The 15,338-nt window shown below is 69.7% G+C and carries 14 protein-coding genes; 6 read left to right on the top strand and 8 right to left on the bottom strand.

The window, feature by feature from the left end; all coding sequences use genetic code 11:
• The first annotated feature begins 35 nt into the window (after positions 1 to 35).
• Positions 36 to 1,181 (top strand): murein transglycosylase A, encoded by a 1,146-nt coding sequence (mltA, locus tag PotMrB4_RS16810; RefSeq protein ID WP_232060723.1) that lies wholly within the window; start codon positions 36 to 38, stop codon positions 1,179 to 1,181.
• A 54-nt stretch (positions 1,182 to 1,235) separates the two neighbouring features.
• Here mltA and fahA read toward each other — a convergent pair whose 3' ends face one another.
• Positions 1,236 to 2,531: a fumarylacetoacetase gene (fahA, locus tag PotMrB4_RS16805; protein ID WP_172433984.1), complete on the bottom strand. Its 1,296-nt coding sequence runs from the start codon at positions 2,529 to 2,531 to the stop codon at positions 1,236 to 1,238.
• Between the two features lie 3 nt (positions 2,532 to 2,534).
• Complete coding sequence (gene hmgA, locus PotMrB4_RS16800; RefSeq protein ID WP_172433983.1) at positions 2,535 to 3,839, bottom strand: homogentisate 1,2-dioxygenase; 1,305 nt, start codon at positions 3,837 to 3,839, stop codon at positions 2,535 to 2,537.
• Positions 3,840 to 3,941: 102 nt separating this feature from the next.
• Between hmgA and PotMrB4_RS16795 the strand changes: the two genes are divergently transcribed.
• The gene (locus tag PotMrB4_RS16795; protein ID WP_074967925.1) at positions 3,942 to 4,730 is read left to right on the top strand and encodes an IclR family transcriptional regulator; all 789 of its coding nucleotides are present in this window, start codon (positions 3,942 to 3,944) and stop codon (positions 4,728 to 4,730) included.
• A gap of 165 nt (positions 4,731 to 4,895) precedes the next feature.
• Here PotMrB4_RS16795 and hppD read toward each other — a convergent pair whose 3' ends face one another.
• The 6 genes from hppD to PotMrB4_RS16765 form a co-directional block, all read right to left on the bottom strand.
• The gene (hppD, locus tag PotMrB4_RS16790; protein ID WP_044407042.1) at positions 4,896 to 5,972 is read right to left on the bottom strand and encodes a 4-hydroxyphenylpyruvate dioxygenase; all 1,077 of its coding nucleotides are present in this window, start codon (positions 5,970 to 5,972) and stop codon (positions 4,896 to 4,898) included.
• 164 nt (positions 5,973 to 6,136) lie between these two features.
• On the bottom strand, positions 6,137 to 6,772 hold the full coding sequence (gene maiA / locus PotMrB4_RS16785; protein WP_074967929.1) for a maleylacetoacetate isomerase: 636 nt from the start codon (positions 6,770 to 6,772) through the stop codon (positions 6,137 to 6,139).
• A 140-nt stretch (positions 6,773 to 6,912) separates the two neighbouring features.
• The gene (locus tag PotMrB4_RS16780; RefSeq protein WP_107331662.1) at positions 6,913 to 8,271 is read right to left on the bottom strand and encodes an MBL fold metallo-hydrolase RNA specificity domain-containing protein; all 1,359 of its coding nucleotides are present in this window, start codon (positions 8,269 to 8,271) and stop codon (positions 6,913 to 6,915) included.
• A gap of 77 nt (positions 8,272 to 8,348) precedes the next feature.
• Entirely contained in the window at positions 8,349 to 8,708 is a 360-nt protein-coding gene (locus PotMrB4_RS16775) for a hydroxyisourate hydrolase (protein ID WP_172433982.1), read from the bottom strand.
• Positions 8,705 to 9,211 (bottom strand): nucleoside deaminase, encoded by a 507-nt coding sequence (locus PotMrB4_RS16770; protein ID WP_172433981.1) that lies wholly within the window; start codon positions 9,209 to 9,211, stop codon positions 8,705 to 8,707. The genes PotMrB4_RS16775 and PotMrB4_RS16770 overlap by 4 nt, the downstream gene beginning before the upstream one ends.
• Before the next feature lie 35 nt (positions 9,212 to 9,246).
• Positions 9,247 to 10,572, bottom strand: a complete 1,326-nt coding sequence (locus tag PotMrB4_RS16765; RefSeq protein WP_172433980.1) for a nucleobase:cation symporter-2 family protein — start codon at positions 10,570 to 10,572, stop codon at positions 9,247 to 9,249.
• Positions 10,573 to 10,725: 153 nt separating this feature from the next.
• On the opposite strand from PotMrB4_RS16765, the gene PotMrB4_RS16760 reads away from it, so the two are divergent.
• The 4 genes from PotMrB4_RS16760 (at position 10,726) to lapD (ending at position 15,336) form a co-directional block, all read left to right on the top strand.
• Positions 10,726 to 11,640, top strand: coding sequence for a LysR family transcriptional regulator (locus PotMrB4_RS16760; protein ID WP_172433979.1), 915 nt, complete (start codon positions 10,726 to 10,728; stop codon positions 11,638 to 11,640).
• Between the two features lie 141 nt (positions 11,641 to 11,781).
• A complete protein-coding gene (locus PotMrB4_RS16755; RefSeq protein ID WP_172433978.1) occupies positions 11,782 to 12,612 on the top strand; it encodes a TlpA disulfide reductase family protein in 831 nt (276 codons plus the stop codon).
• Between the two features lie 77 nt (positions 12,613 to 12,689).
• Positions 12,690 to 13,388 (top strand): cysteine protease LapG, encoded by a 699-nt coding sequence (lapG, locus tag PotMrB4_RS16750; RefSeq protein ID WP_172435105.1) that lies wholly within the window; start codon positions 12,690 to 12,692, stop codon positions 13,386 to 13,388.
• A 10-nt stretch (positions 13,389 to 13,398) separates the two neighbouring features.
• Complete coding sequence (lapD, locus tag PotMrB4_RS16745; RefSeq protein ID WP_172433977.1) at positions 13,399 to 15,336, top strand: cyclic di-GMP receptor LapD; 1,938 nt, start codon at positions 13,399 to 13,401, stop codon at positions 15,334 to 15,336.
• Positions 15,337 to 15,338 lie beyond the last annotated feature (2 nt).

Genomic DNA, 15,338 nt, shown 5'->3' with positions numbered 1-15,338 from the left:
TGCGCGCTTCTTTTTGCCAGCCAGGAACCCGACGTTTGATCCAGTCCCTTTCCCGCCTGCGCCGCCTGTGGCCCTTCGCCCTGGCTCCCTTCCTGTTGCTCGCCGGCTGCGACGACACCCCGAAACCCGAAGCCCCGGCGCTGCCGCGCTATCAGGGCGTGGCCTGGAACGACCTGCCGCCGGTGAGCGATGCCGACCTGCTGGCCGGCTTCACGGCTTGGCGCTCTGCGTGCGAGCGCCTGGCCCGCGACCCGGTATGGGGCCCGGTGTGTGCCGAGGCCGTGGGTGTCGCGGACGACCCGGCTGCGGTGCGCACCTTTCTGCAGGCGCGCCTGTCGCTCTACAGCCTGCGCTCTGGCGAGGGCGAGCGCGGGCTGATCACAGGCTACTACGAGCCCGTCTATCCGGGCAGCCTGGCCCGCTCCGAGCAGATGACGGTGCCGGTGCTGGGCGTGCCGGACGACCTGATCGTGGTGGCGCTGGAGTCCCAGTACCCCGAGCTGAAGGGCAAGCGCCTGCGCGGCCGCCTGGAGGGGCGTGTGCTCAAGCCCTATGACGATGCCGCCACCCTGCGCGAGAAGCCCGATGCCGGTCCGGTGCTGGCCTGGCTGGGGGACCCGATGGACCTGCAGTTCCTGCAGATCCAGGGCTCCGGGCGCATCCGCCTGGAGGACGGCAGCCAGATCCGCGTCGCCTACGCCGACCAGAACGGCCATCCGTACCGCCCGGTGGGGCGCTGGCTGGTGGAGCAGGGCTACCTGAAGAAGGAGGAGGTGAACATGGGCGCCATCCGCGACTGGGCCCGTGCCAACCCGACGCGGGTACCGGAGCTGCTGGCGAGCAACCCCAGCTACGTGTTCTTCGTCACCCGCCCGGACAGCCCCGAAGGCCCCCGTGGTTCGTTGAACGTGCCGCTGACCGCCGGCTACAGCGTGGCCATCGACCGCAAGGTGATTCCCCTCGGCAGCCTGATGTGGCTGGAGACCACCCGCCCGGACGGCACTCCCGTCACCCGCCCGGTGGCGGCCCAGGACACCGGCGGTGCCATCGTCGGGGAAGTGCGTGCCGACCTGTTCTGGGGCACGGGGGATGAGGCGGGCGAGCTGGCCGGCCACATGAAGCAGGACGGCCGCCTGTGGCTGCTCTGGCCCAACGGCGTGCCGTTGCCCGAGGTGAAATAGACGCGGTAGGTAGAGTGAGCACCCCATCCCGCGCCAGGCGGGATGGGGCTGGGCTCAGATAATGCGGCCGCGGCACTCGCCGAAGCCGATGCGGGGCAGGCCCTCGCGTTCGCACCAGGCCTTGAGGATCACTTCGTCGCCTTCCTGCAGGAAGGTGCGCTGCTCGCCGCCGGGCAGGGTCAGCGGCTGCTTGCCGCCGAAGGTGCTCTCCAGCAGGCTGCCGAAGGCATCCGGCTCGGGGCCGGACAGGGTGCCGGAACCGAACAGGTCGCCCGCTTGCAGCTTGCAGCCGCCCACGGCGTGGTGGGCCACCAGCTGCGCCACGGTCCAGTACATGTGCTGGGTGTTGGAGAGTGCCAGGCGCACCGGGTCGATGCCCTGCTCGCGCATGGCGGCGCTCTGCAGCAGCACTTCCAGCTTGATGTCGAAGGCGCCGTTGGCCTGGTCGGCCGCGTCCAGCAGGTAGGGCAGCGGCTGCGGGTCGCCGGCCGGGCGGGCCGGTTGCGCGGTGCGGAAGGGCTCCAGCGCCTCGGCGGTCACCACCCAGGGCGAAACCGTGGTGGCGAAGTTCTTCGCCAGGAAGGGTCCCAGCGGCTGGTATTCCCAGGCCTGCAGGTCACGGGCGGACCAGTCGTTGAGCAGGCAGAAGCCGGCGATGTGCTCGGCCGCGCGGCCGATCTCGATGGCCTCGCCCATGGCGTTGCCCTGGCCAATCCAGATGCCCAGCTCCAGTTCGTAGTCCAGGCGCTTGCTGGGGCCGAAGCTCGGCACTTCGGTACCCGGTGGCAGGGTCTGGCCGTTGGGGCGGTGCACCGGGGTACCGGAGACGCACACGGTGGAGGCGCGGCCGTGGTAGCCGATGGGCACGTACTTGTAGTTGGGCAGCAGCGGGTTGTCCGGGCGGAACAGCCGGCCGACGTTGTTGGCGTGGTGGATGCCGACGTAGAAGTCGGTGTAGTCGCCGATGCGTGCCGGCAGGTGCAGCTGGCAGTCGGCGGCCAGCGGCAGCAGCTCGGCGCCGAGGGCCTCCAGGCGGGCCTGGGCGGGGCTGCCTGCGGCGAGCAGCTCCTGCAGCTGGCGGCGCAGGGCGCGGCGGGCGTTGGCGCCGAGGGCGAAGAAGGCGTTGAGGTCTTCGCCGGCGGCGACGCGGGCGGCTTCGGCGGCCTCACCGTCGAACAGGCCGGCGGTGCTGGCGATCTTCAGGTCGAAGATGTGCGCGCCGATGGCGACGCCGCCACGCGGGGTGCCGCCGGCCGGGCTGAAGATGCCCAGCGGCAGGTTCTGCAGGGGGAAGTCGGGGTGGCCGTTGGCCGATTCGATCCAGCTGGTGCGGGTGTCGTGTGAAGTCATCGATCAGATCCTGCCCTTGTCGAAGGTCTTGGCCATGCCGTCCCAGCAGGCATCGTAGTCGCTCTGCAGGGCGGCGCATTCGAGGGCGTAGCGGCTGGGGCGCAGCACGCGGCCGGTCTCGAACATGAAGGCCATGGTGTGGTCGAGCTTGTGGGGCTTGAGCTCGGCGGCGATGGCGGCGGTGGTGCTGGCGTTGTCCGGGCCGTGGGCGCTCATGCAGGTGTGCAGCGAGGCACCGCCGGGGGCGAAGCCGTCGGCCTTGGCATCGTACGCGCCCTGGATGAGCCCCATGAACTCGTTCATCAGGTTGCGGTGGAACCACGGCGGGCGGAAGGTCTTCTCGGCCACCATCCAGCGCGGCGGGAAGATCACGAAGTCGATGTTGGCCATGCCGGGGGTGTCGCTGGGCGAGGTGAGCACGGTGAAGATCGACGGGTCCGGGTGGTCGTAGCTGACCGTGCCGATGGTGTTGAACAGGCGCAGGTCGTACTTGTAGGGCACGTTGTTGCCATGCCAGGCGACCACGTCCAGCGGCGAATGGCCGAGGGTGGTGGCCCAGAGTTCACCGAGGTACTTCTGCACCAGCACGGTGGGGGCTTCCAGGTCTTCGTAGCGGGCCACGGGGGCGAGGAAGTCACGGGGGTTGGCCAGGCCGTTGCTGCCGATGGGGCCGAGGTCGGGGATGCGCAGGGCCGCGCCGTGGTTCTCGCAGATGTAGCCCCGGGCGCTGGCGTCCAGCAGTTCGACGCGGAACTTCATGCCACGGGGGATGACGGCGATCTCCAGCGGCTCCACCTCCAGCACGCCCAGTTCGGTGACCAGGCGCAGGCGGCCCTGCTCGGGGACGATCAGCCATTCGCCGTCGGCGTTGAAGAACACCCGCTCCATGGAGGCGTTGGCGCAATAGAGGTGCACGCTGACACCGCTGGCCTGCTCGGCATCGGCGGTGGCGACCAGGGTCAGCAGGCCGTCGAGGAAGTCGGTGCGGGCCTGGGGAATGGGGTGGGGGTTCCAGCGCAGGCGGTTGGGGTTGACCGGGCCCATCTCGCGGCCGGGAATCTGCCGCTCCAGGCGCTCGAAGCGCGGGTGCGCGGCAGAAGGACGGATGCGGTACAGCCAGGTGCGGCGGGCTTCGGCGCGCGGCACGGTGAAGGCGGTGCCGGAGAACTGCTCGGCATACAGGCCATAGGGCGCGCGCTGCGGGGAATTCTGGCCGACGGGCAGGGCGCCCGGCAGGGCCTCGCTGGCGAACTCGTTGTTGAAACCGCTCAGGTAGTGCAGGTCGGAGGAGGGCAGCGCGGGTGACATGGATGGCCTCTGGTTTTTGTAATTGAATTACGGATAACGTAATTTGAAAGGCGGAAGGGGTCAAGCTATAACAGCGGCCTCCTAAGCGAAGCGGGGCAGTGCATGGCCATCCAGAAGGACGACGCCGAGGCGTCCAAGCGACAGAAGGTGCAGGCGGCGGAAGTCGGCACCGAGATCCTCAAGGGGCTGGCCCAGCTGGCGCCGGCCACGTCGCTGTCACGGCTGGCGGAGCACCTGGGCATGCCGGCGGCCAAGGTCCATCGCTACCTGCAGGCGCTGATCGCGAGCGGTTTCGCCGCCCAGGACGCCACCACCAACCACTACGGCCTGGGGCCCGAGGCCCTGTTCGTCGGCCTGGCCGCCATCGGCGGGCTGGACGTGGTGCGTGCGGCCACACCGACGCTGTCGGCCCTGCGCGATGAACTCAACGAGACCTGCTTCCTGGCCGTGTGGGGCAACAAGGGGCCGACGGTGGTGCATGTGGAGCAGCCGCTGCGCGCGGTGACCCTGGTGACCCGCGTGGGCTCGGTGCTGCCGCTGCTGGGCTCCTCCACCGGCCTGGTGTTCGCCAGCTACCTGCCGGAGGCGGAGTTCGCGCCGCTGCGGGACGAGGAAGCGCACCTGCCCGGCGTACCTGATGCCAAGGCCCTGGCGGCCCAGGTCGCGGAGATCCGCGCCAGCGGCCTGCACCACGTGCACGGCTTGCTGATGCCGGGGGTTAACGCGCTGTCCGCGCCGGTGTTCGCGGTCGGCGAGCAGATCGCCGGGGTGATCACGGTGGTGGGCGCCGCCAGTGGCTTCCATGCCGAGACCAGTGGCCGCGCGGCAGCGTTGCTGAAGCAGGCGGCCGAAACCATCACCGCGCGGATGGCGGGGGTTCGTCCGGCGTGAGCGAGGGCGTCCCGGTAGGCCGCGTGCAGTTGTAAGAGCGAAGCGCTTTCGCGGTTGAAACCGCTCCCACAAACCGGCGCGGCGCCGTTCGGGCGTAGGGGCGGTGCCTGGATGGCAGTCATGAAAAAGCCCGCTTGATGCGGGCTTTCTCGTTAGGGCGGTGACTCACTCGGTGGTGAGCACGCCCCGGCGGATCTGGTCGCGTTCGATGGATTCGAACAGGGCCTTGAAGTTGCCCTCGCCGAAGCCGCTGTCGCCCTTGCGCTGGATGAACTCGAAGAACACCGGGCCGAGCAGGGTCTCCGAGAAGATCTGCAGCAGCAGCCGGCGTTCGCCGCCTTCGGAGGTGCCGTCCAGCAGGATGCCGCGTGACTGCAGGGCGTCCACCGGCTCGCCGTGGTTGGGCAGGCGGCCTTCGAGCATCTCGTAGTAGGTGGTGGGCGGTGCGGTCATGAAGCGCATGCCCAGGGCCTTGAGGTTGTCCCAGGTGCTGATCAGGTCGTCGGTGAGGAAGGCCACGTGCTGGATGCCCTCGCCGTTGAACTGCATCAGGAACTCTTCGATCTGCCCGGCGCCCTTGGAGGATTCCTCGTTGAGCGGGATGCGGATCATGCCGTCCGGCGCGGTCATGGCCTTGGAGGTCAGCCCGGTGTACTCGCCCTTGATGTCGAAGTAGCGGATCTCGCGGAAGTTGAACAGCTTCTCGTAGAAGTCCGCCCAGTAGGCCATGCGGCCGCGGTACACGTTGTGGGTGAGGTGGTCGATGATCTTCAGGCCCGCGCCCTTGGGGTTGCGGTCCACGCCTTCGATGAATTCGAAGTCGATGTCGTAGATCGACGAGCCTTCGCCGAAGCGATCGATCAGGTACAGCGGCGCACCGCCGATGCCCTTGATCGCCGGCAGGCGCAGTTCCATCGGCCCGGTGGGAATCTCGATGGGCTGGGCGCCCAGGGCCAGGGCGCGGGCATAGGCCTGGTGGGCGTTCTTCACGCGGAAGGCCATGCCGCACACGGAGGGCCCGTGTTCGGCGGCGAAGTAGGCGGCCTGGCTCTTGGGCTCGTTGTTGAGGATCAGGTTGATCTCGCCCTGGCGATACAGGTGCACGTCCTTGGAACGGTGGGTGGCCACCTTGGTGAAGCCCATGGCGGCGAACACCGGCTCAAGGACGTTGGGGGTGGGGGAGGCGAGTTCGATGAACTCGAAGCCCATCAGGCCCATGGGGTTTTCAAAGATGTCGGCCATGGCATGGCTCCTCGGATCGGGTTGCGGTCGCGCCGCGAAAGGTTGAAGGCGTCTGTCGGTCGATCAAACGCTTCGCGGCGGCGCGCAGGACACCCCGCGCACGCTGCGCGCGAGGTGGTCGCCGATGGTGACCTTGAAAGCGAGGCTCTGCATGGGTGCGCTCCTCAGGCCGGCTTGTCGGCTTGGGCGTCCGGGTGGGCGGCGCGGAAGGCGGGGTGCTCCAGCGCCAGGCGTTCGACCCTCAGGATACGCGGGTAGCCGGAGAGGTCCACGTTGAAGCGGCGGGCGGCGTACACCTGCGGCAGCAGGTAGACATCGGCCATGCCCGGTGCGTCGCCGAAGCAGTAGCCGGTGTCGCCGATCAGCGCTTCCACCGCCGCCAGGCCCTCGCCGATCCAGTGGGCGATCCAGTCGTTGACGGTGGTTTCATCGGCGCCCATCTGCCGCAGGCGGTTGAGCACGGCCACGTTGTGCAACGGGTGGATGTCGCAGCCGATCAGCGCCGTCACCTGGCGCTGGCGGGCGCGCTGCAGCGCATCGCCGGGCAGCAGGGCGGGTTCGGGGTAGTGTTCGTCGAGGTATTCGAGGATGGCCGGGGACTGGATCAGCACCGCGCCTTCGTCGGTACGCAGCGCGGGCACGCGGCCCTGGGGGTTGATGGCGCGGTAGGCCGGCTGGCGGTGTTCGCCGCCGTCCTTGATCAGGTTGACCGGGAGCATGTGGACCTCCAGCCCCTTCAGTGCCAGGGCGATGCGTACCCGGTAGGAGGAGGTGGAGCGGTAATAGGTGTAGAGGTCCATGGCAGGCTCTCGCAAGGTCACGCGCCAGTCGGGGGAGGCCGCCGACGCTGTTGTTTTCATAATCTATTTACACTCTGCGTAATTTTTCCCGTGACGGCAAGCCCGACGTTGCGCCGATTGCCAGGCTTGCCGCCCCGTCCTCATTCGAGGTTCACGCGCTGGCGATGTTCCGCCACCGAGGCCGACCAGCCCAGCTCCTGGGAGATGCGCCGGCGCAGGCAGTCGGCGGCGTCCGGTTCACCGTGAACCACATAGGTGTGCTTCGGCGGCTTGGGCAGCTGGCGCAGCCAGTCGAGGATCTCGTCGGCATCGGCGTGGGCGGAGAGGTTTTCCAGCTGGACCACCTCGGCGCGGATGGGCACGTCCACGCCGTGGATGCGCACCTTGTCGGCGCCACCAGCGATCAGCGCGCCACGGGTGCCGCCGGCCTGGTAGCCGGACAGCAGGATGGTGTTGCGCGGGTCGGGCGCCAGGGACTTCAGGTGGTGCAGCACCCGCCCGCCGGTGGCCATGCCGCTGCCGGCGATGATCACCGAAGGCGCGCGCATCTCGTCCAGGCGCTTGGATTCGTCCACCGAACGCACGATGTGCGCCACCTTGCACATGCCCAGGCAGTCCTCGGCGTTGAGCCGGTGCAGGTCGCCGTAGCGCTGGTAGAGCGCGGTCACGTCGGTGGCCATGGGGCTGTTGAGGTAGATCGGCAGATCGGGGATGCGCCCGGCGCGCTTGAGCTTGTCGATCAGGTGCAGCAGCAGCTGCGCGCGGCCCACGGCGAAGGCCGGGACCACGGTGATGCCCCGGCGCAGGGCGGTGCGGGTGATGACCTCGGCCAACTGGTCCTCGGCCATCGTCGGGGTGTGGTGGCGGTTGCCGTAGGTGGACTCCACCAGCAGGTAGTCGGCGGCCTGCAGCGGCTGCGGGGGCAGCATCAGCGCATCGTCGGGGCGGCCGACATCACCGGAGCAGCCCAGGGTGATGTCGCCGGCACGCAGCTCCACGCTGGCCGCGCCGAGAATGTGGCCGGCCGGGCGCATGGTCACCCGCAGGTCGCCGAGAATGTCCACGCTGCGGTTGAAGGGCAGGGGGCGCAGCAGGCGCAGGGTGCGCTCGGCGTCCTCCTCGGTGTACAGCGGCAGCGCCGGGGCATGGCGGGAGAAACCGTGGCGGTTGGCGAACTCGGCTTCCTCTTCCTGCAGCCGCCCGCTGTCCAGCAGGAGGATGCGCGCCAGCTCGCAGGTCGCCTCGGTGGCGTAGATCGGCCCCCGGTAGCCGGCCTTCACCAGCACCGGCAGGTAGCCGCTGTGGTCCAGGTGGGCGTGGGTCAGCACGATGGCGTCCAGGCGCTGCGGGCGCACCGGGAAGTGGTCCCAGTTGCGCTCGCGCAGCTGCTTGTAGCCCTGGAACAGCCCGCAGTCCACCAGCAGTCGCTTGCCGTTGTGGTCCAGCAGGTACTTGCTGCCGGTCACCGTCCCGGCTCCACCCAGAAAGAACAGGCGCATGGTTTGCCTCCTTGTCGTTGATGCGCTGATTCTGGGGAAGCATAGGTGCTGCGGCGCTGCGCTGGATCAAGTCACCTTCAGGCCCCGCCGCGAAAGCACGATAGGCCCCACGCCGTGAGCTTGAACGGCAGGTGGTAGTGCTGCGCCGCATCTGCCACGCCGAAGCGGTAGACCAGGGTGTCGAGGAACGGCGGATCGGGCAGTGCCAGTCCCTGGGCGCGGTAGAACGCCGCTACTTCCAGGCGTACTTCGTAGACCCCGGGCGTGCAGCGTGCCCGGTGGTCGTCCAGTTCGGCCAGCAGCCCATCCGCGCCGATGTGGCCCGAGCAGATGCGCACCGGCCCCTTGGCCTCCAGCCGATCCAGGGTCAGCGCCAGGCCCTCGGCGACGGTGCCGCTGGCCACGTCCACGACGTGGATGGAGAGGCCGCCGTTCATGTCCAGAACCCTTCGTGGGCGCTGGCGGCCTCTGCCTCCAGCATCGGCCCCCGGACCTCGATGGCCCGCTGGCCCCGGGCGAACACTTCACGGCAGGGCAGGGCGAAGGTGGGGTTTTCCGGGTGTGCACCGGTCAGGCCCAGCAAGCTGTGCTCCGACAGCGCATAGACCACCCGTTCCACGCCCGTCCAGTACACCGCCCCGGCGCACATGCAGCAGGGTTCCGCGCTGGTGTAGAGGGTGCACTGCGCCAGTTCTGCCGGGCCCAGCCGCTGCGCTGCCATGGCCACTGCGCGCAGCTCCGCATGTTGGGTGGGGTCGCCTTCCGGCGGCATGGAGTTGTTGCCGGCCTCGGCGATCACCCGGCCTTCGCGGTCCGCCACCAGGGCAGCGAAGGGATGGCGGCCACGGGCGCGGGCCTCTTCGGAGTGGCGGATGGCCAGGCGCAGCAGCTTCAGGTCGAGGTCGCTGACGCCAGTGGGAACGAGGTTGCTGAGGGACATGGAAAGGCTCCTTGGCAAGGCGCGCAGGGCGCGGATCATTCGGCTAGGCGGGTGGCCGGGTCGGGGTCTTCGGCGCTCTCCCGGTTGAGCAGGAGGTTGAGGAGGACGGCGCACAGCGCGCCGAGGAAGATGCCGCTCTCCAGCACCAGGCGCAGGGCACCGTGGAAGTGTTCGAACAGCGGCGGGAAGGACATGGGCAGCACCCCGACGCTCACCGAGACCGCCACGACCAGGGCATTGCGCGTGCCCTCGAAGCGCACCCGCGACAGCGCCTGGATACCGGCTACGGTGGTCATGCCGAACATCACGATGGCGCCACCGCCGAGCACCGGCGTGGGCACGGCGGCGATCAGCGCGCCGAGCTTGGGGAACAGCCCCATGAGGATCATCAGCCCGCCGGCCGCCGCGACCACGAAGCGGCTGCGGATGCCGGTCAGGGCGATCAGCCCGGTGTTCTGGGTGAAGGCGTTGTAGGGAAAGCTGTTGAACAGGCCGCCGAGCATCGTCGACAGGCCGTCGGCGCGGAACGCATCGCCGAGGGTGCGCGGGGTCACGTTGCGCCCGGTGAGCGCGCCGATGGCCAGGCAGTTGCCGGTGGTCTCGGCGATGATCACCAGCATCGCCAGGGTCATGATCAGGATGGGCGTCAGGGCGAACTGCGGTGCGCCGAAGGCCATCGGCGCCGCCAGCTCGAACCAGGCGGCTTCGCCGACGCGGCTGAAGTCGGTCATGCCGCCGGCCGCCGCGATCAGGCTGCCGGCCAGCAGCCCGATGAGCACGCTGAGGTTGCCGATGAAACCCGAGCAGCGGGCGTGCACCGCCAGCGTGATGGCCACCGTGGCCAGGCCCAGCAGCAGGTTCGCGGGCTGGCCGAAGTCCTCGGCGGCCGGGTTGCCGCCCCCCAGCCAGATGGCCGCCGCCGGCATCAGCGAGAGGCCGATGATGGTGATCAGGCTGCCGATCACCACCGGCGGGAAGAACCGCAACAGCCGGCTGAACAGCGGTGCCAGCAGCAGGGTGAGCGCCCCGGCGGCGATCACCGCGCCGAACACCGTGGTCAGTCCGTAGGCCTTGCCGATCATCACCATCGGGGCCAGGGCGATGAAGGAGCAGGCCTGCACCAGCGGCAGCCGTGCGCCGAAGCGCCATACGCCGAGGGTCTGGATCAGCGTGGCGATGCCCGAGGTGAGCAGGTTGGCGTTGATCAGCAGCACCACCTCGGCACGGCTGAGGCCCAGGGCGCTGCCGAGGATCAGCGGCACCGCCACGGCGCCGGCATAGAGCACCAGCACGTGTTGCAGGCCATAGGTGACGAGTTGGCGGGCGGGGAGTAGCTGGTCGACCGGATGGGGTGTGGTCATGGGGTTCTCCTGGAAAGCAACGTGTTGTTCTTGTGAGGTCTGGGTTGCCAGCAATTCGAGGAGGCAGGGCTGGTGCGGCGGGATGATCCACGGCTGGAGTCGATGGACAAAATGAATAACCATCGGTGCTTTCGATGGTCAGGAGGCGCGGCGATGCGCTTTTCGTTCGAGCAGTTGCAGCAACTGGTGACGGTCGCCCGGGAAGGGTCGTTCTCCGCCGCCGCCCGCCACCTGGGGCGGACCCAGTCCACCGTCAGCGCGGCCATCGCCAACCTGGAGGCCGACCTGGGCGTGGAGCTGTTCGACCGCAGCACGCGCATCCCGCGCCTCACCGCCGCCGGCGAGCGCCTGCTGCTGGAGGCCGAGGCGGTGGTGGAGCGCTGCCTGGCGCTGGAGGGGCACGCCCAGAGCCTGTCGCAGCAGATCGAGGCGAGTTTGCGCCTGGCCATCGAAGTGCCCGGCGAAACCGTCATGCCGGTGCTGAAGGCCTTCGAGCAGGCCTTTCCCCATGTCGACCTGCTCGTGCGCAACCCCCAGCAGGGCGACGTCGCCGGGATGGTCCAGCGCCGGGAGATCGACCTGGGCGTGGCCTTCTCCCAGCCCGAGTACCCGCGTGAGCTGGGATTCCGGCAGATGGGCAAGCTGATCATGGTCCACGTCTGCCACCCGCAGCATGTGCTGGGCCGGGCCGAGCGGGTGACCTTCGACGACCTGCACGGCCACCGCCGGCTGGCCCTGAGCGGGCATGCCAGCGCCTTCCCCAGCAGCGAATACCTGCGCGCTACGCGGCTCTGGCAGGCCGAGAACTACCCGGCCCTGGTGGACATGCTGCGCGCCGGCCTGGGCTGGGCCACCCTGCCGCGACTGCTGGTGCGCGACGCGCTGGCGCGGGGAGAACTGGTGGAGCTGCAACTGGAGGCCTACCCCCACACCGACTGGCTGGTGGGCGTCGACCTGATCTGGTCGCGGCGCCAGGGCGCCGGGCCGGCACTTGCCTGGCTGCGGGAACACCTGGCCGCGACCAAGGTGGCCGAGCTGGACCGGCTGGGCCGCAGCACCACCCTTTGACGGGACGCCGGGGGCGGCTGCCGGTATCGCGTTGCGCCAATGTCTTGCAAGGGATTGCCGAGGCTTGAAGGCGAGCGGGGATTGCTGCACGGTGCCGCCCACCGTCGGGCAACCCGACGCCCCAGGCACCCCGGAGACCCCATGCTGACCCTCACCCTCGGGCCTTTCACCCTGGCGCTTTCGCACCTGCTGATCCTCGCCAGCCTGCTGCTGGCCACCGTCGTTGGCGGGTGGCTGGGGCGGCGCAGTGGGCACAACCCCGAGGCGGTGCTGTTCAACCTGCTGCTGGTGGCGCTGGTGGGCGCGCGCCTGGCGTTCGTCGTCGCCTATGCCGAGCACTTCCGCGAGGCCCCCTGGCAGGTGCTGGACATCCGCGACGGCGGCTTCATCGCCTGGCCCGGCGTGCTGGCGGCCCTGGCGCTGGCCGGCTGGCTGCTCTGGCGGCGCCCGCCGCTGCGTCGGCCCCTGGGCGTCGCACTGCTCAGTGGGCTGCTGCTGTGGGGCATGGGGCAGGCGCTGATGCAGGCCCTGGAGCGCGGCACCCGCCTTCCGCCGGTGGCCCTGCAGGACCGCGACGGCCGGCCGGTGCGGCTGGAGGACTACCAGGGCCAGCCGCTGGTGGTGAACCTCTGGGCCACCTGGTGCCCGCCCTGTCGCCGCGAGATGCCGGTTCTCGCCAGCGCCGCGCAGCAGCACGCCGACGTGCTCTTCCTGTTCGTCAACCAGGGCGAGGACGCCGAAACGGTCCGCCACTACCTGGCCAAGGAGGGGCTCACCCTCGGCCACGTGCTGCTGGACGGCGGCACCCGGCTGGGGCAGCGGGTCGGCACCCGCGCGCTGCCCACCACGCTGTTCTTCGATGCCGAGGGGCGCCAGGTCGGCAGCCACCTGGGCGAGCTGTCCCAGGCCAGCCTGGTGCAGGCCCTGGGCGTGCTGAAGCGCGACGCGCCCCCCGCCAACGCGGCGCCATAGCGGCACAACGCCATTGAGTTTTCCGCCCTGAATCCGCACCATGCGCGCCGGGTTTTCAGGCCTGGTGGTCGGTGGCGATGGTGCAAGGCAGTGGACGGACCGGGGGCAGGGCAAGGGGGTGGCGCACACTGGCGCTGGCCGCGCCATGCCTGCTGGCGTTGCTGGCCGGTGCGCTCCACGCCGATTGGGATTTTGCCCTCATCAGCCGCCGTGCCGAAGCCCTCTATGGCCCCCTCGGTCCCGGCAAGGCCCGGGTCGATGAATGGCAGGCCCTGCTGGGCCGCCTAGCCGGCGCCGACGAGAAGAAGCAGCTGGAAGAGGTGAACCGCTTCTTCAACGCCAAGCTGCGCTTCACCGACGACCTCGCCACCTGGGGCCAGGTGGACTACTGGGCCACCCCGGTGGAGGCGCTGCGCAAGGGCGCCGGCGATTGCGAGGACTACGCCATCGCCAAGTACATCAGCCTGCGCCACCTCGGCGTGCCCAGCGAGAAATTGCGCATCACCTACGTCAAGGCCCTGCGCCTGAACCAGGCGCACATGGTGCTGACCTACTACGCCCGGCCCGACGCCGTGCCCCTGGTGCTGGACAACCTGGTGGGCGGCATCCTGCCGGCCAGCCAGCGCAGCGACCTGCTGCCGGTGTACGCCTTCAACGCCGAGGGCCTGTGGCTCGCCGGCAAGGGCGGCAAGCAGGTGGGTGATTCCAAGCGGCTGTCACGCTGGCAGGACCTTTTGAAGAAGATGAAAGCCGAAGGCTTTCCCACGAGCGAATAGCGGAGTCCGGATGTCCCTGTTCAAACAACTGTTGATCGCCATCTGCCTGTTCCTGGTCGTCGCCTTCAGCGGCAGCTTCATGGTCAGCCTGGAAAGCTCCCGGGAGCAGTACGAGAACCAGCTGCGTTCCCATGCCCAGGACGCTGCCACGGCGCTGGGCCTGTCGCTGACGCCGCACATCGACGACCCGGCGATGGTGGAGCTGATGGTCAGCTCGATCTTCGACAGCGGCTATTTCGAGCGCATCCGCGTGGTCGACACCGCCACCGGCCAGGTGATGGTGGAGCGCACCGGCGTACCGGACGCGGTGGCGGCCAACGTCCCGCAGTGGTTCGTCGCCCTGGTGGGGCTGCAGTCCGCCGGGGGCGACGCCATCGTCAGCCGTGGCTGGACCCAGGCCGCGCGGGTCGAGGTGCAGAGCCACCCGATGTTCGCCATCGCCAAGCTCTGGCAGACCGCCCTGGGCACCCTCGGCTGGCTGCTGGTCTGCGGCCTGGCCAGCGCCGGCCTGGGTGCCGTGCTGCTGCGTCGCCAGCTCAAGCCGCTGGACTACATGGTCGAGCAGTCCCACGCCATCGCCCGCCGCGAGTTCCTCAGCCTGCCGCAACTGCCGCGCACCCCCGAGCTGCGCCGGGTGGTGCAGGCCATGAACCAGATGGTCGAGAAACTCAAGGCGCTGTTCCAGGAACAGGCGGAACGCAGCGAGCGGCTGCGCGACGAGGCCTACCAGGACAGCCTCACCGGCCTCGGCAACCGCCGCTATTTCGAGCTGCAGTTGCAGGACCGCCTGGGCAGCGACGAGCGCGCCTGCAACGGCTACCTGCTGCTGCTGCGGGTCAACGACCTCGCCGGCCTCAACCAGCGCCTCGGTGGCCCGCGCACCGACCAGTTGCTCAAGGCCGTGGCCGAGCAGCTCAAGCGCGCCGGTGCCGGCTTCCCCCTGGCCCGCAGCCGGGGTGGCGAGTTCGTCCTGCTGGGCGCGGGGCTGACCCGCGAGGAGGCCGAGCACCTGGCCGAGCGCCTCGACGCCGCACTGGTCAGCCTGGCCGAGACCGGCGCCACCGACAGCCTGCCGGTGGCCCACATCGGCCTCGCGCCCTTCGCCCCGGGCGAGGCCCAGGACGAATTGATGCGCCTGGCCGACGAGGCCCTGGCCCGCGCCGAGCGCGAAGGCGGCCAGGCCTGGGCCTGCGTCGAGCACAGCGACGCGGCGCAGGGCGGCGAAGACCGCCACACCTGGCACCGCCTGCTGGACGAGGCGCTGGCCGCCCGGCGTTTTGAGCTGTACTTCCAGCCGGTGGTGGACAGTCGCGATCCCCAGCGCGTGCTGCACCACAAGGTGCTCTCGCGCCTGCCGGACGGGCAGGGCGGCAGCATCGCCGCCGGCCGCTTCCTGCCCTGGCTGGAGCGCTTCGGCTGGTCCGCCCGGCTCGACCTGGTGATGCTGCAGCGGGTGCTGGAGCAGATGGCCGGGCACGACCGCCCGCTGGCCCTGAACCTCTCCGGCGCGCTGCTGCGCGACCGTGCCGCCCTGGAGCGCGCCTTCGAGCTGCTGCGCCAGCACCCGCAGCTGGGCCCGCGCCTGACCCTGGAGCTGGAAGAGGACCAACTGCCCGACCAGTCCGTGCTGGAGCGCCTCACCCGGCGCCTGCGCGAACTGGGCTTCGCCCTCAGCCTGCAGCACTTCGGTGGGCGCTTCAGCATGATCGGCAACCTCGCCCGCCTGGGCCTGGCCTACCTCAAGGTGGACGGCAGCCACATCCGCGCCATCGACCAGGAGAACGACAAGCGCCTGTTCATCGAGGCCATGCAGCGCGCGGCCAACAGCATCGACCTGCCGCTGATCGCCGAGCGCGTGGAAACCGAAGGGGAACTGGCGGTGCTGCGTGAAATGGGCATCCAGGGTGTGCAGGGCCGGCTTTTCGGCGAACCGGCGCCCTGGGCCTGACA

The organism is Metapseudomonas otitidis (assembly GCF_011397855.1).
GTDB classification, from domain to species: domain Bacteria; phylum Pseudomonadota; class Gammaproteobacteria; order Pseudomonadales; family Pseudomonadaceae; genus Metapseudomonas; species Metapseudomonas otitidis.
The sequence above is the reverse complement of the archived record's forward strand: the minus strand, read 5'-3'. Positions and strand labels throughout refer to the sequence as shown.

What these genes read in the sequence shown, in the direction of transcription:
- fahA (WP_172433984.1), bottom strand. Translation starts at nt 2,531, where the DNA reads ATGACTTCACACGACACCCGCACCAGCTGGATCGAATCGGCCAACGGC.
- hmgA (WP_172433983.1), bottom strand. Translation starts at nt 3,839, where the DNA reads ATGTCACCCGCGCTGCCCTCCTCCGACCTGCACTACCTGAGCGGTTTC.
- PotMrB4_RS16795 (WP_074967925.1), top strand. Translation starts at nt 3,942, where the DNA reads ATGGCCATCCAGAAGGACGACGCCGAGGCGTCCAAGCGACAGAAGGTG.
- hppD (WP_044407042.1), bottom strand. Translation starts at nt 5,972, where the DNA reads ATGGCCGACATCTTTGAAAACCCCATGGGCCTGATGGGCTTCGAGTTC.
- maiA (WP_074967929.1), bottom strand. Translation starts at nt 6,772, where the DNA reads ATGGACCTCTACACCTATTACCGCTCCACCTCCTCCTACCGGGTACGC.
- PotMrB4_RS16780 (WP_107331662.1), bottom strand. Translation starts at nt 8,271, where the DNA reads ATGCGCCTGTTCTTTCTGGGTGGAGCCGGGACGGTGACCGGCAGCAAG.
- PotMrB4_RS16775 (WP_172433982.1), bottom strand. Translation starts at nt 8,708, where the DNA reads ATGAACGGCGGCCTCTCCATCCACGTCGTGGACGTGGCCAGCGGCACC.
- PotMrB4_RS16770 (WP_172433981.1), bottom strand. Translation starts at nt 9,211, where the DNA reads ATGTCCCTCAGCAACCTCGTTCCCACTGGCGTCAGCGACCTCGACCTG.
- PotMrB4_RS16765 (WP_172433980.1), bottom strand. Translation starts at nt 10,572, where the DNA reads ATGACCACACCCCATCCGGTCGACCAGCTACTCCCCGCCCGCCAACTC.
- PotMrB4_RS16760 (WP_172433979.1), top strand. Translation starts at nt 10,726, where the DNA reads ATGCGCTTTTCGTTCGAGCAGTTGCAGCAACTGGTGACGGTCGCCCGG.
- PotMrB4_RS16755 (WP_172433978.1), top strand. Translation starts at nt 11,782, where the DNA reads ATGCTGACCCTCACCCTCGGGCCTTTCACCCTGGCGCTTTCGCACCTG.
- lapG (WP_172435105.1), top strand. Translation starts at nt 12,690, where the DNA reads ATGGTGCAAGGCAGTGGACGGACCGGGGGCAGGGCAAGGGGGTGGCGC.
- lapD (WP_172433977.1), top strand. Translation starts at nt 13,399, where the DNA reads ATGTCCCTGTTCAAACAACTGTTGATCGCCATCTGCCTGTTCCTGGTC.